2 protein-coding genes are annotated in these 24,351 nt (G+C 65.1%); both read right to left on the reverse strand.

What is annotated here, in order from left to right; all coding sequences use genetic code 11:
- Positions 1–27: 27 nt before the first annotated feature.
- Entirely contained in the window at positions 28–11,361 is an 11,334-nt protein-coding gene (locus M5B43_RS18785) for a non-ribosomal peptide synthetase (RefSeq protein ID WP_248751505.1), read from the reverse strand.
- Positions 11,358–24,269: a non-ribosomal peptide synthetase gene (locus M5B43_RS18790; RefSeq protein ID WP_248751506.1), complete on the reverse strand. Its 12,912-nt coding sequence runs from the start codon at positions 24,267–24,269 to the stop codon at positions 11,358–11,360. The genes M5B43_RS18785 and M5B43_RS18790 overlap by 4 nt, the downstream gene beginning before the upstream one ends.
- Between the last annotated feature and the right edge of the window lie 82 nt (positions 24,270–24,351).

Raw genomic sequence — 24,351 nt, forward strand, 5'->3', positions numbered from 1 at the left:
CGAGTTCGACATCCCAAACCGTAAACCTCACGAAACCACCTCCCCAACCACAACACCTTCCAACCACCACTTCGCCAAACCCTGAACATTCGGCGCCTTGAGCAACGTAAAGTGGTTCCCTTGGCCGTACCAAACCTGCAACCCACTGCCCTGGCGCTGCCACCCTTCGATCATCAGCCCTTGCTCACGGCGGTTGCCGGCCGTATCCAGTGTCGGGTCTTGCGCCAGCACCAACCGAACCACGCCGTTGTAACGCTGCCGTGGCCGATACACCGTACGTAACGCCGCCGCATAAGTGCGCGCCGGGCCATACATCGCATCCGGTGTCGAGCGCACCGGCAACAGCCCGCCCTTCACCATCCCCGCGTGCAGCCAGTGGCGCTGTGCGACCTCATCACGCTGGGCAAACTCAACCGGATCGATCCCCAGCGAGCGCCCTGCCGATACCTGCATGGACTCGATCAACCGCAGCAGCGCCGCCGTCGACGTGTAGGGGCGACCCACCACGCCATTGCCACCGGGTGACTCGCTGTCGATCACCGTCAACGAGGCCACCTCACGGCCCGCCGCCTGCAAGCGCAGCGCCAGCTCCAGCGCCACCCAGCCACCAAACGAATGCCCGACCAGATGCACCGGCCCGCGCGGGCACTCTTGCTCCAACGCGGCCAGGTAACACTGCGCCGCCGCCTCGACCTGGCTGTGGGGCACGGCCTCGCCATCCAACCCACGCGGCTGCAAGCCCAACAGCGGCCAATCACGCCCCAGCGCGTCGCTCAGGCCCACGAACCCGGTCACGCTGTCGCCCGCGCCCGGCACACAGAACACCGGGGCATAGCCCGCGCGCCCACTCTGAATGCGCAGCAACGGTTGGTGTTGCGCTGCCATCACTGCCGAACAGGTGGCCAGGGCCTGCGTCATCGCCTGGCCCAGTACCTGGATGTGCGGTGCCTGCATCATGCTCTGGTGATCCCCCGGCACGTCCACCCGACGCAGTTGCCCGGGCGCCAAGGCGTCGCCCCAGCCCAGGGTTTCACTGCGCCGCGAAAGCTCGGCGGGCCGTTGCTCGGCAGTGAACAGGTGCACCGGAACCGGCAGCGGGAACAGGCTGTAATGGGCCAATGCGTGCCCATGCCCGACCTCCCGCTCGATAAAGCTCAAGAGGTCCGCGTCCGTAGCCGCCGCCATTTGCGCGTATAGCAGACCTTGATCGCGACAGCGTTGCAGCAGACCCGCAAAGTCCAGCTGTCCAACCTCCGCCTCCAGTTGTTCAAGACTCGCCAGCTCATCCACACCTTCCTTTGCTTTCCAATACGCTGTGCACTGCAACAGCAAATGCCGCTTGAGTGCGTGCGGCCCACTCCAGCGCGCCTTGCCCTGGTCGGTCATGCGCGGCACATAGCTGTCGATCAGACCGAGGAACGCCACGGCTTCATCCAACCCCAGCAGTTGCATGGCGATTTCATACGCCAGCACCCCGCCAAACGACCAGCCCGCCACCCGATAAGGGCCGTGGGGCTGAATGTCGCGAATCAGCCCGACCATGCGCGCCGCCAGCCCCTCCATCGTGTCCAGATGCGCCTGGCCAAGCGCCAGGCCCGGCAGGCCATAAATGGGATAGTCGCCAGGCAAGTGCTGGCCCAACGCCGGGAAATACACGTCCATGCCGCTGAACTCATGCACCAGAAACAACGGCGTGTGTGAGCCGCTGCCACGCACGGTCATCACCGTGGTCTCGCGCACCGCGTCGTCACCGCGCTGACGCAGCATCGACGCAACAGAGGCCACGCTGGCATGCTGGAACAGCTCGGCCAACGACACCTGCAACCCCGCCTCTTCCATCAGGTTGACCAGGCGAATCGCCAACAACGAATGCCCACCCAGCTCGAAGAAACTGTCATGCCGGCCCACTTGCGCAAGCTTCAACACGTCGGCCCACAGCGGCGCCAGGGTCTGCTCAAGCCCCTCGGCCGGGGCTTCAAACACGCGGCTGCTCACAGCGTCCAAGGCAGGCACCGGCAACGCTTTACGGTCGACCTTGCCATTGGCCGTCAGCGGCAGATAGTCAAGGGGCACATAGGCGGACGGCACCATGTAATCGGGCAATTGGTCTTGCAGATGAGCCCGCACACGGTCGATGCCGACGGGTTCGCCGGCCCAGGTGAAATACGCCACCAAGCGCTTGTCCCCCGGTACATCCTCGCGCGCCAGCACCACCACCTCTTGAAGGTGCGCAAATGTCGCAAGACGCGCCTCAATTTCACCCAGCTCAATCCGGAAACCGCGGATCTTGACCTGGTCGTCATTACGGCCAATACACTCGAGCAAACCGTCTGCCGTCCAGCGCCCCAGGTCGCCCGTGCGGTACATCAAGGCACCCGGGTTGAACGGGTCTTGCACAAACTGTTCCGCCGTCAGTTCAGGCCGGTTCAAATAGCCCAGCGCGACACCGTCGCCGCCGATGCAGATTTCACCAACCAGCCCCAGCGGCACCGGCTGCAACTGCGCGTCCAGCACATGAATCTGCGTGTTGGAAATCGGCCGCCCCACCGGCACGCTGTCCGCGTCATCGGCAATCGCGCGCACTTCATAGGTGGTGGCGTAGGTGGTGGTTTCAGTCGGCCCATAGCAATGCACCAGGCGTAACGCAGGCGCCTGGGCCAAGAGGCTGCGGAACACTGCCGGGTCGGCCCGTTCGCCGCCACACAACAGGATGCGCAAGCCGGCCAGGGCGCCTGGAATCAACTGCACATACTGGTTGAACAGCGCGGTGGTGACGAACAGCACCGTCGCGCCTCGCAGGGCGACACCGAAGGCAGCCGGGTCGAGCAAGGTGGCGTGGTCGATCACCTGTACCTGGCCGCCATTGAGCAATGGCCCCCATACGTCCATGGTGCTGGCGTCGAACGCCGGGTTCGAGGCAAAGGCCACGCGGTCGCTGGCGTTGAAGTCGGCGTAGCCGTTATTGAGCACCAGGCGCGTGATGCCCCGATGGGGCACCAATACGCCCTTGGGCGTGCCGGTGGAACCGGAGGTGTACATGATGTACGCCACGCTGTCGGAGCCCTGGGACAGATCCGGGTTGTGGCTCGGTTGCGGGGCAACGGCCAGCGTGTCCAGGTCCAGGCGGCGCACCGGGTAGTCGATGGCCACATCGCTGCGGGTCAACAGCCACGCCGCGCCGCTGTCCTGCACCATAAAGCCTTGGCGCTCAGCGGGGGCATTGATGTCCAGCGGCACATACGCGGCGGCGCATTTGAGCACGGCCAATTGGCTGACCAGCAACGTCAACGAGCGCGGCAGCAGGATCGCCACGTTGTCGCCAGTGCGTACCCCCAGGGCCACCAGATGATGAGCCAGACGGTTGGCCTGGGTATTGAGTTCGCCGTAGCTCAACACCTGCTCGGCATGCACCACCGCCACGGCGTCGGGGCGCGCCTGGGCCTGGGCCTCAAACAGACGTTGCACCGTGTGCTCACGCGGGAACGTGCGGGTGGTGGTGTTGAAGTCCTGCAGATGCTGGCATTCGGCCTGCGGCAGGATGGGCAACCGGCCGATACCGATTTCGTTGCTGCTTTCCAGCGCCTGCACCAGGTGCTCCAGGGCGATCGACAGGTAGTCGCACAATCGCTGTGCCCCCTGGCCCATGGCTGTCAGGCTGAACCCTTCCCCCAAGTCATCCACACTCACCGAAATGCCGTAATGGGTATGTTCCTCGGCCTTGAGCAACTCAATACCTTGCCATGCCTGGGCCACGCCACGGCTGTGCGGCGCGCTGTGGCGGTAGTTGAACAGCACGTTGAACAACGGCGTTGTCACTGGCACGCCGCTGCAACGCTGGGCCAGGGCCAAGGGTGCGTGTTCATGGCTGAGCAGTTGGGTCAGCCGTGCATGAGTGGCCCGCAACGCCGTACGTACCGAGTGTTCACCCAGGTCGACCCGCAGCGGCAAGGTGTTGATGAACACGCCCATGGCGCGTTCGGCCCCTTCCCCGCCTTGCAAGCGGCCCAGCATCACCGTGCCAAACACCACCTGTTCACGCCCGGACACCTTGCCCAGCACCTGGGCCCAGGCCAGGTGCATCAGGCTGGCGGCGCTGACGCCCGCCTGGCGAGCTTGAATACGCAGGCGCTGGCTCAAGGCGAGCGCCAGGGCCCGGTGAACCTGTTCATCAGCCCCCAACGCCTGGGCCTCAGTCGGCTCGTCGATCTCACCCAGCATCTCGCGGAAAAACCCCTCGTGGTCGTCACTCCCCAGGCAGACCTGGGCCACGTAGTTGCGATACGGCACGGCCGCGCCCAACTCATCCTGGCGCCCCAACAGGAACGCCTGCATTTCGTGCTGCAGGATCTCCAGGGCCATGTGGTCCATCACCAAATGATGGAACAACAACGTGGCGACTGCGCCCTGAGCTTGCGGCTGGTACACCAGGCGCATCAGCGGCGCTTGCGTCACGTCCAGGCGTTGCGGCAATGGGCCGCTTTCGACGCGCAATGACGCTTCACGCCAAACCACCTGCAGCGGTTCTTCCAGGCCCTCCCAATGAAAGGATGAACGCAGGATGTCATGCCGCTGGATCACCGCCTGCAAGGCCCGGGCAAAGGCGTCCAGCCTCACGACGCTGTCGAAGGCAAACTGGGCTTGCAATACATACCCATCGCCCTCCTGCACCGCGCGATGGTGATAGAGGATGCCGGCTTGCAGCGGCGCCAGCGGGTAGATGTCCTGCACATTGGCTGCGCCACCGGGAATGTGGGCGACGATGCGGTCGATGGCCGCTTGATCCAGCGCGATCAATGGCAGCATGTCCGGGGTGATGTGCACGCAATCGGCGGCAATGCCATTGGCCGGCACCGCAACTTCGCGACCGCCCCCCAGCGCCGCCGCCAGCGCCGACAACGTCGGCTGGCCGAACAGCACTTTCACCTCCGCCGACAAGCCCAGGCGTCGCAGGCGCCCCATCAGGCTGACAGCCAGCAACGAATGGCCGCCCAGCGCGAAGAAGTTGTCGTGGCGGCCCACGCGCTCCACGTTCAGCAGCTCGGCCCACACCGCCGCCAAGGTGATTTCCGTGTCGCCGCGGGGCGCTTCGTACTCGCGCACCACCACCGAATCCAGCCCCGGCGCCGGCAACGCCTTGCGATCGAGTTTGCCGTTGGGGCTCAGCGGTAACGCCTCCAGATGCACGAAGATGGCCGGCACCATGAAGTCCGGCAAGTGTTGCAGCAGATGGGCTCGCAGCCCGTCGATTTCACTGCGGGCACCGGTGTAGTACGCGATCAGGCGCTGCTCGCGGGCAATCACCGCGGCTTCATTGACCGCGGGATGCTCGGTCAAGCGTGCCTGGATTTCCCCCAGCTCGATGCGCAGGCCACGGATCTTCACCTGGTCGTCGTTGCGCCCCAGGTACTCGATATTACCGTCCGGCAAATAACGCCCCACGTCACCGGTGCGGTACAGACGCCCGGGGGTGAAGGGGTCGTTGAGGAAGCGTTCGGCGGTCAGCTCAGGACGGTTCAGGTAGCCTCGCGCCACCTGCACGCCACCGATAAACAATTCGCCCACTACCCCCAGCGGCACGGGCTGCAACTGCCCATCCAACAGGTACATGCGCGTGTTGGCAATCGGCTTGCCGATCGGCGTGTTGTCCAGCGTGACCGGACCGGCGCAATTCCACGCCGTCACATCCACCGCCGCTTCGGTCGGGCCGTAGAGGTTATGCAACTGGCTACCTGGCAACTGCTGCTTGAAGCGGCGCACCAGGCTGCCCGGCAAGGCTTCACCGCTGCACATCACCCGCACCAGCCCGGCCGCCTGGCTGACATCACCGTGGGCGAGGAACACATCCAGCATCGACGGCACGAAGTGCAAGGTGGTGACCCGCTCCGCCTCGATCACCTCGCACAGGTAGGCCGGGTCTTTGTGCCCGGCGGGGCGCGCCATGACCAGGCGTGCTCCGGTGAACAACGGCCAGAAGAATTCCCACACCGATACGTCGAAGCTCAATGGTGTTTTCTGCAACACCGTGTCCAGGGCACTCAACCCGTAGGCGTCCTGCATCCACAGCAGGCGGTTGACCACCCCAGCGTGTTCGTTGATCACGCCTTTGGGCTGGCCGGTGGAGCCAGAGGTGTAGATCACATAGGCCGTCACGCTCGCGACCGCCGGGTTGTCACTCGGCAGGTGCTGCCAGGTCGGTTGGTCCAGATCGACCACCGGCACCTCGCCCAGCAACGCGTGCGTGGTGCCTTGGGCCAGCACCACCGTGGGTGCGCTGTCTTCGAGCATGTAGGCGATGCGCTCCCGCGGGTACGCCGGGTCCAACGGTACATAGGCGGCGCCGGCCTTGAGGATCGCGTACAGGCCAATGACCATCTCCAGGCTGCGCTCCACGCAGATCGCCACCCGCGTCTCCGGCTGCACCCCGAGGGCCAACAGATGATGGGCCAGTTGGTTAGCTCGCGCGTTCAGCTCGGCATAGGTCAAGTGCTGCTCGCCGGCCTTGAGCGCAATCGCGTCCGGCGTGCGCTCAACCTGCGCCTCGAACAGCCCGTGCAGGGTCTGGTCGAGGTTGTAGTTCACCGTGGTGGCGTTGAAGTCGAACAGCAGATGCTGACGCTCGCGCTCATCCACCAGCGGCGCATGTTCCAGCACCGCCTGGTCGTTATCGACCATGGCCTGCAACACGCGGGTGAAGTAGCCGACATAACGCTGCATCGTCGACTCGTCAAACAGCGCCACCGCATATTCCAACGCGCCCACAATGGTGCCTTGCACTTCGCCCAGGTTCAGCGACAGGTCGAACTTGGCAAAATGGCTGTTCTCCACAATGCCTTCCAGGGCCAGGTCGCCCAACGCCAGGGTCGGTGCGCTGCTGTCCTGCCAGCTCAGCAAGGTCTGGAACAGCGGGCTATGGGCCAGGCTGCGCACCGGCCGGGTCATTTCCACCACCTGTTCGAATGGCAGGTCCTGATGGGCCTGGGCTTGCAGGGTGAGTGACTTGACCCGAGCCAGCAACGCCTCGCTGCTCAACTCGCCCGAGGTGTCGATGCGCACTGCCAAGGTGTTGACGAACAGGCCGATCAGCCCCTCCACTTCACTGCGCGCGCGGTTGGCCACGGGCGAGCCGATCACCACGTCCTGTTGCCCACAAAGCCGCGACAGCAGCGAAGCCCAGGCGGTCATCAAGGTCATGTACAGCGTGGTGCCATGGCGTTGGCTCAACGCTTTGAGCCCGGCGGTCAGGCGTTCATCCAGGTGCACGGCGACGCTGCTGCCGGCGTAGTCCTGCTGCGCGGGGCGTGGGCGATCCGTGGGCAAGGTGAGCAACGCCGGTGCGCCGGCCAGGGCTTGTTGCCAGTAGGTGCTCTGGCGGTGCAGCACCTCACCACTCAACCACAATCGCTGCCACACGGCGAAGTCGCCGTACTGGATCGGCAAAGGTGGCAGCGGGTCGGGCTGGCCGTGGCTGAAGGCTTGGTACAGCGCCATCAGTTCGCGGGTCAGTACGCCCATCGACCAGCCATCGGAAACGATATGGTGCAGGGTCAGCAACAGCACATGGTGATCGTCGGCCATGACCACCAGGCGCCCGCGCAGCAACGGGCCACGCTCCAGGTCAAACGGCGCGCTGGCTTCACCGTGGATCAACGCGTCCAGCGCCTGTTGGGGTTGCGGGTGGCGGCGCAGGTCCTGCACTTGCAGGGCCAGGATGTCTTCGGCCGGCACAATCAGCACCTGGGCGTCGTCGCCGTGCTGGGCGAAACGGCTGCGCAAGGTTTCATGCCGCGCAACGATACGTGCCAAAGCACGTTGCAGCGCTTCGACATGCAATTGCCCACGCAGGCGCAGGCCGATGGGAATGTTGTAGGCCGTGTTGGCACCTTCCATCAGGGCCAGGAACCACAGGCGTTGCTGGGCAAACGACAGCGGCACGTCTTCATCGCGATTGGCCGGGAGAATATCCGGCAAGGTGCTGCGGCCAGCCTGCGCGAGCACCGCGGCGACCGCCGCCAGTTCAGCATTGGCAAACAGATCACCGAGCGCCAACTCCATGCCAAGACGCTGGCGCACCTGGGACACCATGCGCATCGCCAGCAACGAGTGGCCGCCCAGCTCAAAGAAGTGATCCCGACGCCCGACGCGGTCGACCTGCAGCACCTCGCCCCAGATCTGCGCCAAGACGCTTTCGATTTCGCCCTGGGGCGCCTCGTATTCACGGGTGAACACCGCCGCCCTGTCCGGCGCGGGCAAGGCTTTGCGGTCGAGCTTGCCATTGGCGGTCAGCGGCAACGCCTCGAGTTTCACGAAGGCCACCGGCACCATGTAGTCCGGCAGGTGCGCCACCAGATGGGCGCGAATGTCACCGACGACCAGCGGGTCGAGCTGCGCGTGCTCGGTGAAATAAGCCACCAGCCGCTCCTCACGCACCAGCACGACGGCTTCCCGAATCCCCGGCAGTTGGTTGAGCTGGGTTTCGATTTCGCCCAGCTCAATGCGCACGCCGCGAATCTTCACTTGGTCGTCGTTGCGCCCCAGGTACTCGAGAGTGCCGTCCGGCAACCAGCGCGCCAGGTCGCCGGTGCGGTACATGCGCCCCGCGTTGAACGGGTCGTGCAGGAACCGTTCGGCGGTCAGCTCGGGACGGTTCAAGTAACCACGCGCCACGCCTTTGCCGCCCACGTACAGCTCACCGGCCACCCCCAGCGGCACCGGGCGCTGCTGTTCGTCAAGCAGGTACACCGTGGCATTGGCGATGGGCTTGCCGATATGCAGCAGCTGGCCGGCTTCGACCTTGCCGGATGTGGCGACCACCGTGGCTTCGGTGGGCCCGTAGTTATTGATCAGATCAAAACGCTGCGCACGCCCGAACTGACGCAGGCGATCGCCGCCGATCAGCAAAGTCCGCAACGTCGGGTGTTCGATGTTCTGGCTGAACGCGTACTCGGCCACTGGCGTCGGCAGGAAGCACACGTCCAGAGGTTGCGCACACCACCAGGCCAGCAACGCGTCGATGTCTTCGGCCCCGTCATTGGCCGGCGGCAAGTGCAGGGTCGCGCCCACACACAGCGCCGGCCAGACTTCCCAGGCCATCGCATCAAAGCCAAAACCTGCCACGCTCGCGGTGTGACGCCCGGCCCGCAGGTCGAACGTGCTGCAATGCCAGTCCACCAGGTTGGCCACGGTGTGGTGCTCCACCATCACGCCTTTGGGCAGGCCGGTGGAGCCGGAGGTGTAGATCACATACGCCAGGTTCGACGCGGTGACCGCCACCTTCGGATTACTCGCCGAATGGTGCTGCCAGGTGTAGCGGTCCAGGTTGATCACCGGCACATCCAGCGTCGGCAGGCGTGCAAGCAACGCGTGCTGGGTCAGCACCGCCACGGGGGCACTGTCACTGAGCAAGTAGCTCAGGCGCTCGGCCGGGTGGGCCGGGTCCACCGGCACATAACATGCCCCGGCCTTGAGGATCGCCAGCAAGCCGGCCAGGGTGTCGAGGCCCCGGCGTGCAACGATGGCCACACGGTCGTCGGGTTTGACCCCCAACGCCAGCAGGTGATGGGCCAGCAGGTTGGCCTGCTGGTTCAGTTCCGCATAGGTCAGCTGCCGCCCCTGGTGCACGGCGGCAACCGCATCCGGCGTGAGGGCCGCCTGGGCTTCAATGCGCCCATGCAAGGTGGTGCCCTGGGGGAAAATCGCCTGGGTGGTGTTGAACTGTTCCAGCAGCAGGCGCTGTTCGGCGGCGGGTACCACCGAGAGTTGGTTCAACGCCGTGTACGGTGCGTGTTCCAGTGCGGTGACCAGATTCTCCAGGGCGGTTTGCAGGTAGGCGCAGACGCGATGTGGGTCGACCAGCGTACTGGCCAGCAGGCTCAAGCCGAACCCCTCGCCCAAGTCATCCACACTCAGGGTCAGCGGGTAATTGGTACGTTCCTCGGCGCTGAGCGCGGCGATGCCCTGCCAGGCCGATACGGCCTCGGCACTGGCGGCCGGTGCGCTGTGCCGGTAGTTGAGCAGCGCACTGAACAGCGGCGTCGGGGCGGTTACGCCGCTGCACCGTTGGGCCAGGGCCAGCGCCGCATGTTCGTGACGCAGCAAGGTGGTCAACCGGGCATGGGTGGCCTTGACCCCGGCGCGTACGTCCTGGCTGTCCACATCCACGCGAAACGGCAGCGTGTTGATGAAGATACCGAGGGCGCGGTCGGTGTCATGACTGCCCTGCAGGCGGCCCATCAATACGGTGCCGAACACCACATGGGCCTTGCCGGCCAACGCCCCGAGCACCTGGGCCCAGCCCATATGGAACAGGCTGGCGGCGCTCACGCCCAACTGCCGGGCTTGCGCACGCAAACGCTGGGCCAGCGCCGGCGCCAATGGCAGGCTGACCTCGGCAATGCCCCGCGCATCCCCCTGCACATCCTGCAACCCGAACGGCAGCGTCGGCTCGCTGATATCACTGAGCATCTGGCGGAAAAAGCCTTCGTGTTCCGTCTCGCTGATCCCCAGCCGAGCCTGCGCCACATAGTTACGAAACGGTACCGCACGCCCCAGCGCCGCGCCCTGCCCCAACAGGCACGCCTGCATTTCATGGCACACCACTTCCAGCGCACTGTGGTCCAGGGCCATGTGATGGAACAACAAGGTCGCGACGAGACGCTGGTTGGCCGGGTCATCGGCGCGCACCAGGCGCAACAGCGGGGCCTGGGTCACGTCGAGACGGTAATGACGGGCCTCGAACAGCCCATGCAACTGCGCGGCGATATCACCGTCAGCCGGGTCCAGTTGCAAGGCTTGCACCGGCAACCGTGCCTGGCGCCACACCACTTGCGACGGTTCTTCCAGGCCGTCCCAGACCACGCCGGTACGCAGGATGTCATGGCGGTCCATCACGGTTTGCAGTGCCTGGGCAAACGCCTCGAAGCGCTCCAGGCTGTCGAACGCAAATTGTGCCTGCATCACGTAGGGGTCGCCCTGTTCGGCGCTGACGTGGTGGAACAGAATGCCTTCCTGCAACGGTGCCAGCGGGTAAATATCCTGGATATTCGCCACACCGCCGTCGACGCTGGCGACGATACGCTCGATCGCCTCCTGACTCAGCCGCGACAACGTCAGCATTGCCGGCGTGATGCGCTCGGCGCCCGCCGGGATGCCGTTGGCCGGCACCTCGACGCTACCGGCTTTGCCGGCCGTGTATTCGCCGGCCCTGATCAGTTCGATCAAGGCCGGTTTGTGCTCGCGCAGCGCGGCGAGTATCGCCGGGTCGCTCAAGGCTTGCTTGTTGCCTTGTACCGACAACTGCTCGCCCTTGAGCGCCAGTTGAACATCCTTGGTTTTCAGTGTCGCCAGCAGCTCAATGATATTCACAGGACGATCTCCATTTGTTCGATCATTGCGGCGTAGCCGGCCAGGCTCGGCTGTTCGAACAACGCCCGCACATCAGCTTCCATGCCTTCCTGGCGCAAGCGCCCGATCAAGCTCACGGCCAGCAGCGAGTGCCCGCCCAGTTCAAAGAAATGGTCATGGCGCCCCACCCGCTCCACGTTGAGCAGTTCGGCCCAGAGCCTGGCCAACAGGATTTCGATATCCCCTTGGGGCGCCTCGTACTCACGCACCACCACCGAATCCATACCCGGCGCCGGCAATGCCTTGCGATCGAGTTTGCCGTTCGGGCTCAGGGGCATTGCATCGAGGTGCACGAACAGCGCGGGCACCATGAAGTCCGGCAGGTGCTGCAAGAGCTGGGCGCGCAGGCTTTCGATATCGGTGTGCACGCCGGTGTAGTAGGCAACCAGCCGCTCTTGGCGGGCGACCACCACCGCTTCCTTGACCGAGGCGTGCTCAAGCAGGCGCGCCTGGATTTCGCCCAGTTCGATGCGCAAGCCACGGATCTTCACCTGGTCATCGTTGCGCCCCAGGTATTCGATCGTGCCGTCGAGCAAGTAGCGGCCGATATCACCGGTGCGGTACAGACGCCCGTGGCTGAACGGGTCGTCGAGGAAGCGTTCAGCGGTCAGCTCAGGACGGTTCAGGTAGCCTCGCGCCACCTGCACGCCACCGATAAACAACTCGCCCACCACACCCAGCGGCACGGGTTGCAACTGCCCATCCAGCAGGTACATGCGCGTGTTGGCAATCGGCTTGCCGATGGGGGTGTTGTCGGGTACTTCGGGGTGTGCGCAGTTCCACGCGGTCACGTCCACCGCCGCCTCGGTCGGGCCGTACAGGTTGTACAAACCACTGGCCGGCAGTTGCTGTTTGAAGCGGCGTACCAGACTGCCCGGCAAGGCTTCACCGCTGCACATCACCCGCACCAGCCCGGCCGCCTGGCTGACCTCACCATGGGCCAGGAAGACGTCGAGCATCGACGGCACAAAGTGCAACGTGGTGATCTGCTCCGCCTCGATGACGTCGCACAGGTAGGCCGGCTCTTTGTGGCCACCCGGACGCGCCATGACCAGGCGCGCGCCGGTCAACAGCGGCCAGAAGAACTCCCACACCGACACGTCGAAGCTGAAAGGGGTTTTCTGCAAGACCGTGTCGTGGGGCTTGAGGCCATAGGCGTCCTGCATCCACAGCAAGCGGTTGACCACCCCAGCGTGTTCGTTGATCACGCCTTTGGGCTGGCCGGTAGAGCCTGAGGTGTAGATCACATAGGCCGTGTGCTGGGCGCTCAGGCCCGACACCTGGGGATTGCTGGCGCTCTGGTGTTGCCAGGTGCGGTGGTCGAGGTCGATCACCGGCACTTCACCCAGCAACGCGCGTGTTGCGCCTTTGGCGAGCACGACCACTGGGGCGCTGTCTTGCAGCATGTAGGCAATGCGTTCCAGCGGATAGGCCGGGTCCAGCGGCACATAACCGCCACCGGCCTTGAGGATTGCGAACAGGCCAATGACCATGTCCAGGCCGCGCTCCAGGCAGATCCCCACCCGCGCATCCGGCTGCACGCCGAGTTCACACAGGTGATGGGCCAGCCGGTTGGCGCGCTCGTTGAGCTGTTGGTACGTGAGGTATTGATCCCCCGACTTCACCGCCACCGCGTCCGGGGTGCGCAGGACCTGGGCTTCAAACAGCCCGTGCAAAGTCTGGTCGAGGTTGTAGTTGACCTCGGTGGCGTTGAACTCGACCAACAGGGTGTGCCGCTCTTGCGCGCCCAGAATCGGCAGCCGATTCAGCGCCAGGTGCGGCGCGTGTTCAAGCGCTTCGACCAAACCGCACAAGGCGTTCTGCATATACCCACACACCCGCTGGGCCTCCACCTGCGCCAAAGCGGTGACCTCATAGCCATCGCCCAAATCATCCACGTTCAGGGTCAATGGGTAGTTGGTGCGCCCGTCATTGACCAGCGTCTGCATGCCTTCCCAGGCCCGCTGCGCCTCAGCGGAACGGGTGGCGTTGCCGCGATGGCGATAGTTGAGCATCGAGCTGAACAGCGGCTGCGGTGCGGCAACGCCACTGCAACGCTGGGCCAGGGCCAGGGACGCGTGTTCGTGCCCGAGCAATTCGGTCAGCCGGGCATGGGTCGCCCGCACAGCGGCACGCGCGCCCTGATCGTCGATATCCAGGCGCAGCGGCAAGGTATTGATAAACACGCCCAGGGCACGGTCGGCGCCCTCGCCGCCTTGCAGGCGGCCGACCAGTACCGTGCCGAACACCACGCTGTGGCGACCCGAGGTGGCCGCCAGCACTTGGCCCCAGGCCAGGTGGAACAGGCTGGCCGCACTCACCCCCAGCAAGCGTGCCTGGGTACGCAGGCGACGGTTGAGGTCACTGTCCAGGTGCAGACGGTGTGCTTCGATGGCACTGCCGTCGCCGCGTACATCCTGCAAACCGAACGGCAGTGTGGGTTCCTCCACATCGCCGAGCATCTGGCGGAAGAACTGTTCGTGTTCCTGTTCGCTGACGCCCAGGCGCGCCTGGGCGACATAGTTGCGATACGGCATCGGTACGGCGGTCGGTGCAGCGTGACCCAACAGGTAGCCCTGCATTTCCCGCAGTACGACGTCGAACGCGGTGTGGTCCAGGGCAATATGGTGATAGAGCAACACCACCACCACACGCTGATTGGCCGGGTCCTGGGCGTACATCAGGCGGATCAGTGGCGCCTGGCTGATGTCCAGGCGATAGCGCCGCGCATCGAAACGCGCATGCAAGCCGGCGAGCACATCGCCCTGCAGGTGCAGTTCCATCACCGTCAGCCGGGCCTTGCGCCACACCACTTGCAGCGGTTGCGCCAGGCCCTCCCAGACCACCCCGGTGCGCAGGATGTCGTGGCGGTCGATCACCTGTTGCAGCGCCTGGGCAAAGGCGTCGAGACGTTCGAGCGTGTCAAACGCCAGTTGCGTTTGCAGCAAGTAGGGGTCGCCCTGCTCAGCGGTGATGTAGTGGTAGAGGATGCCCTCCTGCAACGGCGCCAGAGGGTAGATGTCCTGCACATTGGCAGCGCCACCCGGCACCTGGGCGACCACCTGGTCAATCGTCTCTGGGGGGAGCGTGACCAGCGCCAGCATGTCCGGGGTGATGCGTTGGCAGTCGGCAGGGATACGGTTGGCCGGCACCTGCACTTCGCGACCACTGCCGACGGCGGCGGCCAGCGCGGCGAGGGTCGGCTGGCTGAACAGCACGCGCACGTCAGCACTCAGGCCGACCTGGCGCATGCGTTCGATCAAACTCACCGCCAGCAGCGAATGGCCGCCCAGTTCGAAGAAATGGTCATGGCGGCCGACTTGCTCCACTTGCAGCACCTCGGCCCACAGACGCGCCAGGGTGGTTTCGACCGCGCCTTGAGGCGCTTGGTAGTCGCGGGTCAGCAGCGCCGCCGGGTCGGGGGCCGGCAGGGCCTTGCGGTCCAGTTTGCCGTTGGCTGTCAGCGGCAGCGACTCCAGCCGCACATAGGCGACCGGCACCAGTGCTTGGGGCAGTTGCGCCTGCAATTGCGCGCGCAGGGCCTCGATCTCCAGCGGTTGCCGTTGCGTGAACCACGCCACCAAACGCCCTTCGCGCACCAGCACCACGGCTTCCGCCACGCCCTCCAGGGCCGCGAGGCGGCTTTCGATTTCACCCAGTTCGACACGCACACCGCGCAGTTTGACCTGGTCGTCGTTACGGCCCAGGTAGTCGAGGTTACCATCGGGCAACCAACGCACCAGGTCTCCCGTGCGGTACATGCGCCCGGCGTTGAACGGATCTTGCAGGAAGCGTTCGGCAGTCAGCTCCGGGCGGTTCAGATAACCGCGTGCCACGCCGCTGCCGCCGACATACAACTCACCGGCGACACCGACAGGCACCGGCCGCAACTGCGTATCCAGCACGTAGGCGCGGGCATTGGCGATGGACCGGCCGATATGCAACGCCTGCCCGGCCCGCACGCGGCCGGAGGTGGCAACCACCGTGGCTTCGGTGGGGCCATAGTTATTGATCACGGCAAAGCGCCGCTCCTGGGTGAACTGGCGCAGGCGGTCGCCGCCAATCAGCAGGATGCGCAACGTGGGGTGCTGCAGGTGCTGGCTGAACGCGTACTCGGCCACCGGCGTTGGCAGGAAGCTCACGTCCAACGGCTGCGCCAGCCACCATGCCAGCAGTTCATCAATGTTTTCATTGCCCACGTTGGCAGGCGGCAGGTGCAGGGTCGCCCCCACGCACAAGGCAGGCCAGACTTCCCAGGCCATGGCATCGAAACCGAAACCGGCAACGCTGCTGGTATGGCTGCGCGCATCCAGGCCAAAGGCTTCGCAGTGCCAGTGCACCAGGTTTTCCACCGTCTGGTGTTCCACCATCACGCCCTTGGGCTGGCCGGTGGATCCGGAGGTGTAGATCACATAGGCCAGGTGTGCCGGGGTCAGCTCGGCCAACTGCGGATTGCTGACCGCGTGGTGCTGCCAACTGTCGCCCTGCAGATCGACGACAGCGACCGGCCCGAGCAGGTGGCGTGTGCCGGCCTGGGCCAATACCGCCACCGGAGCGCTGTCCTGCAACAGGTAGGCGATACGCTCGACGGGGTACGCCGGGTCGATCGGCACGTAGCCCGCGCCAGCCTTGAGAATGCCCAACAGTCCTACCAGCATCTGCGGGCCACGGCGGCAGCAGATCGCCACGCGGTCATCCGGCTGCACGCCCAGTTCCAGCAGATGACGGGCCAACTGGTTGGCGCGCTGATTGAGTTGCTGGTAGGTCAGCGAATCACCGTCTTGCTTCACGGCAATCGCCTGGGGTTGGCGCTCGGCCTGAACCTCAAAGGCGCCGTGTACCGTCTGACCGTACGGGAAATCCTGGGCGGTGGCGTTGAACTCGCGCAACAAGGTGTCGCGCTCCGCCGCCGGCAGCACAGGCAGCCGGTTCAATGGGCTGTCCGGGGCACTTTCCAGGGTGGCGACCAACTGCTCCACGGCGTTGTGCATGTAGTCGCACAACCGCTGGGCGCCAACCTGTGGCACGGCCAGCACGCTCAAGCCAAAGCCGGCACCCAGGTCATCCACACTCAAGGTCAGCGGGTAGTTGCTGCGCTCTTCCCCGCCGAGCAGTTGCACGCCTTCCCAGATGCCGTGGCCGTCACGGGCCATTTCGCCAGGAGTGGTATGCCGGTAATTGAGCAAGGCGCTGAACAACGGTGTGGCGGCCGGTACGCCGCTGCAACGTTGCGCCAGTGCCAGTGACGCATGCTCATGCCCCAGCAAGGCGCTCAGGCGTGCATGGGTGGCCTTGACCGCGGCCGCCGCTCCCGCCGCGACATTCACCCGCAACGGCAGCGTGTTGATGAACATGCCCAGCGCCCGGTCCGCGCCCTCGCCGGCCTGCATGCGGCCCATCAACACGGTGCCGAACACCACGTCATCGCGGCCGGCCACCACGCCCATGACCTGCGCCCAGGCCAGGTGCATCAGGCTGGCCGCGCTGACGCCCAATTGCCGCGCCTGCTCACGCACGCGCAGCGCCAATGCCGCGTCCAGGGGCCGTTCGGCCTCTTCGATATCACGGCCATCGCCCTGCACATCTTGCACCGCAAACGGTAGGGTCGGCTCGTCGAGGTCGGCGAGCATCTCGCGGAAGAACTGCTCGTGCTCCGCCACACTCACCCCCAGGCGTGCCTGGGCCACGTAGTTGCGAAACGGTGCGGCGGCGGGCAAGCCCTGCGCCTGCTTGAACAGGAACGCGCGCATTTCCTGGCCCACCACTTCCATGGCGGTGTGGTCCAGCGCCAGGTGATGGAACAGCAGAATCGCCACGACGCGTTGATGGGCCGGGTCCTGGGCATAGACCATGCGCAACAGCGGCGCCTGGGTAATATCCAGGCGGTAGTGACGGGCGTCGAAACGGGCGTGCAGTTGCGCGATGACGTCGCCGTCCGCCGGGTCCAGTGTGACTTCTTGCACCACCAGCCGGGCTTCGCGCCACACCACTTGCACCGGGCTGTCCAGGCCCTCCCAGACCACACTGGTGCGCAGAATGTCGTGGCGCGCGACCACCTGTTGCAGCGCTTCCATAAAACGGTACAGCCGCTCAAGGTTGTCAAACGCCATACGCGATTGCAGCAGGTACGGGTCGCCCTGCTCGGCGCTGATATGGTGATAGAGAATACCTTCCTGCAACGGCGCGAGCGGGTAGATATCCTGCACATTCGCCGCGCCACCGGGCACGGTTGCCACGATGCGGTCGATGGCGGCTTGGTCCAGCTGCACCAGCGTCAACATCGACGGCACGATGTGCGTACAGCCCGGCGCAATGCCATTGGCCGGTACCACGATCTCACGGCCACTGCCGACCGCCGCCGCCAGCGCCGCCAGGCTTGGTTGGCTGAACAGCACGCGGACATCGGCGCTCAGCCCCACTTGGCGCATACGCTCGATCAGGCTGACGGCCAGCAACGAATGCCCACCCAACTCAAAAAAGTGATCGTGACGCCCTACGCGCTCAAGCTTGAGCACGTCTTGCCAGATCTGCGCCAGCAAGGTCTCCACCTCGCCTTCGGGCGCCTCGTAGCCACGGCTGAGCAACGCGCTCTGGTCGGGCACCGGCAGGCCCTTGCGGTCCAGCTTGCCATTGGCGGTCAGCGGCAGCAGCGCCAGCCAGACATAGGCCGAGGGCACCATGTAGTCCGGCAGATGGCCTTGCAGATGGGCACGCAGCGCTTCGATGTCCAGCGGCGCGTCGCTGGTGTAATAGGCGACCAGGCGCTTGTCGCCGGGTTCGTCTTCACGGGCCAGCACCACAGCCTCTTTTACCCCGGCACACGCGGCCAGGCTCGCTTCGATTTCGCCCGGCTCGATGCGAAAACCTCGGATCTTCACTTGCAAGTCGTTGCGCCCCTGGTAGCGCAAGGTGCCGTCGGCCTGCCAGCAGGCCAAGTCGCCGGTGCGGTAGAGCACGCCATCGCCGAAGGGGTTGGGCACAAATTTTTCAGCGGTCAGTTGCGGCTGGTTCAAGTAGCCCTTGGCAACACCCGCGCCGCCGATGTACAGCTCACCGGTCACGCCCAGCGGCAACGGTTGTTGACGGGCATCGAGCACGTAAGCCTGTGCATTGGCGATTGGCCGGCCAATCGGAATACCGCCCTTGCCCACCGCAGTGATTTCAAAGGTGGTGGAGAACGTGGTGGCTTCGGTCGGCCCGTAGCCATTGAGCAGGTGCTGGGGTTTGCCGTGCTTGAGCACGCGGTCAATGACCTGCGGGTCGAGGACATCGCCGCCCACGATCAGGTAACGCAGCTGGCGGAACACCGGCATCAGCGCATCGGCGTACTGGTGGAACAGGCCCGCCGTCATCCACAACACGCTGACGGCCTGCTCCTGCAACAACGCGGCAAACGCGGCCTGGGACAACAGCACCGCCTGTTCGACCACCACCACGCAGCCGCCATTGAGCAACGGCGCCCACACGTCGAGCGTGCTGGCGTCAAACGCCGGGTTGGAGGCGAAGGCAACGCGGTCGTGCTCGTTGAAGTCGGCGTAGCCGTTATTGAGCACCAGGCGCGAGATCGCGCGGTGGGGCACTTGCACGCCTTTGGGCGCGCCGGTCGAGCCGGAGGTGTACAGGATGTAGGCGACGCTTTGCGCGGATTGGACCAGGTCGGGATTGTGCGGCGACAGGGCGTCCAGATTCAGGTCCGCCAGGTTATCCAGCACACGGCGTGCGCCGCTGTCCTGGAGGATGAACGCCTGGCGTTCAGGTGGCGCGTTGACGTCCAGCGGCACGTACACCGCCGCGCATTTGAGGATGGCCAACTGGCAGACCAGCAAATCCAGGGAGCGTGGCAACGCTATCGCCACACTTTCGCCCGGTTGCACGCCTTGCTCGAGCAAGTGATGAGCCAGGCGATTGGCGCGGCGGTTGAGCTCGCGATAACTCACTGTGTGCTCGCCCTGCACCGCCGCCAACGCTTCGGGACGGGCCAATACCTGGGCCTCGAACACTTGATGCACACCGAGCTGCGACGGGTACTGGCGGGCCGTGGCGTTGAAGCCCACCAGCACTTGATGACGCTCGTCGGGCGGCAGGATCGACACCGCTTGCAAAGGCGTGGTCGGCGCTTGTTGCAACGCGCTCACCAGGTTGCGCAGCGCGGTGAGCATGTAATCGCCCACGCGCTGCACATCCAGTTCGGCCACACCTTGCACGGTAAGGGTGAAGCCGGTGCCCAGGTCATCGACGTTGAGCACCAGGGGGTAGTTGCTGCGCTCCTGGGAACTGAGGATCTCAATGCCGGATGCGGCGAACGGGCTGTCTCCCGGCGCCTCACCCGGCGCACTGTGGCGGTAGTTGAGCAAGGTGCTGAACAGCGGCAACGAACCCGGCACGCCGCTGCAACGCTGGGCCAGGGACAGCGAGGCGTGTTCGTGCCCGAGCAGTTGCGCCAGCCGTGCGTGGGTGGCGCGCACGCCGGCTTGCACACCGACCGTGCCGAGGCTGACCCGCAGCGGCAAGGTGTTGATAAACATCCCCAGCGCACGGTCGGCGCCCTCGCCGCCCTGCAGGCGGCCGAGCAGTACCGTGCCGAATACCACGTCTTGCTGGCCGGACACCTGACTCAACACCTGCGCCCAGGCCAGATGCACCAGGCTGGCCGGGCTGACGCCCAGTTGCCGCGCCTGTTCGCGAAGGCCCAGGCTCAGCGCCGGCTCCACTGGTACGTGCGCTTCGACGATACCGCTGCCGTCGCCATTGACGTCCTGCACGCCAAACGCCAACGTCGGCTCGTCGATGTCGCCCAGCATCTCACTGAAAAACGCTTCGTGTTGCGCCTGGCTGACGCCCAGGCGCGCCTGAGCCACATAATTGCGGTACTGCACCGCGTCGGGCAGTTGCACGCGACTGCCGGACAGGCTGGCGCTCATCTCTTCGACCAGCACTTGCAACGCCGTGTGGTCGAGCAGGATATGGTGCAGCAGCAGGATGCCGACGAAGCCGCCGTGCGCTTGGGTGTAGCCCAAATGCATCAGCGACGCCCGCGACAGGTCGAGGCGGTAGTGGCGTGGGTCGAAGCGTTGTTGCAGCTGCGCCAGGGCATCAGTGCCGTGGGTGTCAATACGCTCGACGACCAGCGGTGCCTGGCGCAAGACTACCTGCACCGGCTCATCCAGGCCCTCCCAGAGAATGCTCGTGCGCAGGATGTCGTTGCGCTCGATCACGCTGTGCAGGGCACGGATAAACCCATCCACCGCCGCTTGATCGTTGAAGCGCAACTGCACCTGCAACACGTAGGGGTCGCCCTCGGTGGTCGCCAGATGGTGGTAGAGAATGCCGGCCTGCAGCGGCGCCAGGCCATAGATGTCCTGCACGTTAGCCACACCGCCCGGAACGCTTTGCAGGATATGGTCGATAGCGGCTGGGTCGAGATCGATCAGCGGCAACATGTCCGGCGTGATGCACGCGCTGGTGTCACTGATGAGATTGGCCGGGACTTGTACCTCGTGGCGCCCGCCCACCGCAGCGGCCAGTGCGGCCAGGGTTGGCTGGCCAAACAGCACGCGCACATCGGCACTGAGGTCCACCTGGCGCATGCGCTCGATCAACTTGACCGCCAGCAGCGAATGGCCGCCGAGTGCGAAGAAGTTGTCGTCGCGGCCCACGCGGTCAAGCTTGAGCAGCTCTTGCCAGAGGGTGGCGATGGCGGTTTCCACCGCGCCTTGGGGTGCCGCGTAACCACGTCGGGCCAGGGCGTCGGCATCAGGTGTCGGCAGGGCCTTGCGGTCGAGCTTGCCGTTGGTGGTCAGGGGGAACTCATCCAGCAACACGAAGGCGCTGGGCACCATGTGTTCGGCCAGGCTTAGCAGCAAGTGGTCGCGTAAGGCGGCAACGCTGGGCTCGCCGTCGGTGAGCACGTAAGCCACCAAACGTTTGTCACCCGGTTCGTCTTCACGGGCAATCACCACCGCGTCGCGCACGCCGTTCGCGGCGGCCAGGCGCGCCTGGATTTCGCCCAGTTCGATACGGAAACCACGGATCTTGACCTGGTCATCGTTACGCCCCAGGTACTCGACACTGCCGTCAGCCAGCAGGCGGCCGAGGTCACCGGTCTTGTACATGCGCAGGCCCGTGGCCGGGTCCGCCAGGAAGCGTTCGGCGTTCAGGGCAGCACGGTTCAGGTAACCGCGCGCCACCCCGGCACCTCCCACATATAACTCACCGACCACACCGAACGGCACGGGCTCGCACTGCGCGTCCAATACATACAGCTGCAAGTCGGGAATACGTACGCCAATCGGGCTGACCCCAACCAACTGAGCATCTGCCGCTTCCAGTGCGCGATAGGTCACGTGCACGGTGGTTTCGGTGATGCCGTACATGTTCACCAACTGCGTACCGGCATTGATCGCACGGGCATACCACGGCTTGAGCATGCCCGGTTCCAGGGCCTCACCGCCGAAAATCACCTGGCGCAATGAATGGGCCTGCGCGCTATTGCCCTGGGCCGCGACCAACTGGCGAAACGCGCTCGGCGTCTGGTTGAGGATGCTCACCCCGGCCTCGCAGAGCAGCGTGTAGCACTCGTCCGGCGAGCGGCTGACCAGTTGCGGCACGATCAGCAACTGGCCGCCATGCATCAATGCCCCCCAGATCTCCCACACAGAGAAGTCGAAGGCGAAGGAATGGAACAGCGCCCACACATCGTTTCGGTTGAAGCCAAACCAGTGTTGGGTGGCAGTGAACAGCCGCGCCACTTGGCGGTGTTCGATCATCACGCCCTTGGGTTGGCCGGTGGAACCGGAGGTGTAGATCACGTAGGCAAGAGTGGCCGGGCTCAGGTTGAGCCGTGGGTTGGCAATGGACTCGCTGCGCAGGCCACTGAGGTCGATCTGCGGCAGGTTGCCGACCAGATGACGAGTGCCGGCTTGCACCAACACGGCCAACGGCTCGCTGTCGGCCAAGGTGTAGGCAATGCGCTCCAGCGGGTAAGCCGGGTCAATCGGCACATAGCCGGCACCGGCCTTGAGGATGCCCAGCAGGCCGATGATCATCTCGGGGCCGCGCTCGGCACAGATCGCGACACGGTCGTCAGCACGCACCCCCAGGGCCAGCAGGCGATGGGCGACCTGGTTGGCCCGTTCGTTGAGCCGGCGGTACGTCAGGCGCTGGTTGTCAAAACGCAGGGCAATGGCTTCGGGTTGGGTGGCGGCATGGGTTTCGAATTGCTGGTGGATCAGCGCGTTATCGGCGTAATGCGTGGGGCTGTGGTTCAGCGTGTGCAGCAGGGTGTGGCGTTCGATGTCAGGCAGGATGTTCAGGCCGCAGAGCGGCGTATCCGGTCGCTGTTCCAGGGCTGCGGCCAGGCTTTCCAGCGTGGTATGCAGGTAGCCGGCCACACGCTGGGCGCCGATGGACGCGTCGATCATCACCGTCAGCGCCAAATCTTCGCCCAGGTCATCAACGTTGACCGTCAGCGGGTAGTTCGTGCGCTCCTCGGCGCCCAGCACCTGGATGCCTTCGGCGACGTCAATCACCTGGGCCATGTCGGCGGCGGCGCTGTGGCGATAGTTGAGGATGGCGCTGAACAACGGCATGGGTGCCGCCACGCCACTGCAACGCTGGGCCAGCGCCAGGGAAGCGTGCTCGTGCTCAAGCAAGGTGGCGAGGCGTGCATGGGTGGCCTTGACGGCGGCACGGACGCCTTGCGCGCCCACATCCACCCGTAGCGGCAGGGTGTTGATGAACATGCCCAAGGCTTGCTCACCACCCTCGCCTGCGCCCATGCGGCCCAGCATGACCGTGCCGAACACCACGGCCTCGCGACCGGACACCACGCCCAACACCCGCGCCAGCGCCAGGTGCATCAGGCTCGCCACGCTCACCCCCAGCGGGCGCGCCAGGGTGCGCAGGCGGCGGCTCAGCGCACTGTCGACGGGCAGGCGGGCTTCGTCGATCCCCAGGCCGTCGCCCTGCACATCCTGCAGGCCGAACGGCAGGGTCGGCGCATCGATATCCGCGAGCATCTCGCGGAAGAACGCCTCGTGTGCCTGCTCGCTGACGCCCTGGCGCACTTGGGCGATGTAGCTGCGAAACGCTACCGGCTCAGCCGCCAGGGCTTGCTGGCCGGCCAGATACAGCTGGATTTCATGGCGCACGACATCCAGGGCGGTGTGGTCGAGGATGCTGTGATGAAACACCAGCATGGCCACCACTCGCTGGTGGGCCGGGTCGTGCGCGAATACCAGGCGCAACAACGGCGCCTGGGCCAGGTCCATGCGATAGGTGCGCGCGTCATAACGCGCGAGCAACTGGGCCAGGCAATCGCCGCCGTCAAAGTGCACGGCTTCACAGCTGAGCAACGCCTTGCGCCACACCACCTGCAGCGGCTCGTCGAGGCGTTCCCAGGCCATCGAGGTGCGCAGGATATCGTGGCGGTCGATCACCCATTGCAGCGCTTGGGCAAACCCTTCAAGGCGTGCGCGGCTGTCGAAGGCGAACTGCGCGTGCAGCACGTAAGGGTCGCCCTGCTCGGCCGAAAGATGGTGGTAGAGCATGCCTTCCTGGAGCGGCGCCAGGGGGTAGATATCCTGCACATTCGCCGCGCCGCCGGGAATGGCCGCGACGATCCGGTCGATGGCCGGCTGATCAAGGCTGACCAGGGGCAGCATGTCCGGGGTGATGCGGTAAGCCGGGCTCAACCAGTCCCCACCGTGTTCGGCAACCAGCTCAAGCAGTTGGGTTTTGTGCGCGATCAGTTGATCCCACAGCGCATCATCCAGCGCGTCATCATCGCCCAGGATGATCAGGTCGCCGTCTTCAGTTTGCAGACGGATCGCATGGGTAGAGATCGCTGCCAATAATTCGCTGAACTGCATGGGGTAACCTGCCTGATATGTCACGGTTGAAGAGAATGTCCGTATTCAGTTGCCGCTTGGATCGGCGGTGCTGGGCGCCCTG

Source organism: Pseudomonas sp. MWU15-20650 (genome assembly GCF_023242475.1).
In the GTDB taxonomy this organism is placed as follows: domain Bacteria; phylum Pseudomonadota; class Gammaproteobacteria; order Pseudomonadales; family Pseudomonadaceae; genus Aquipseudomonas.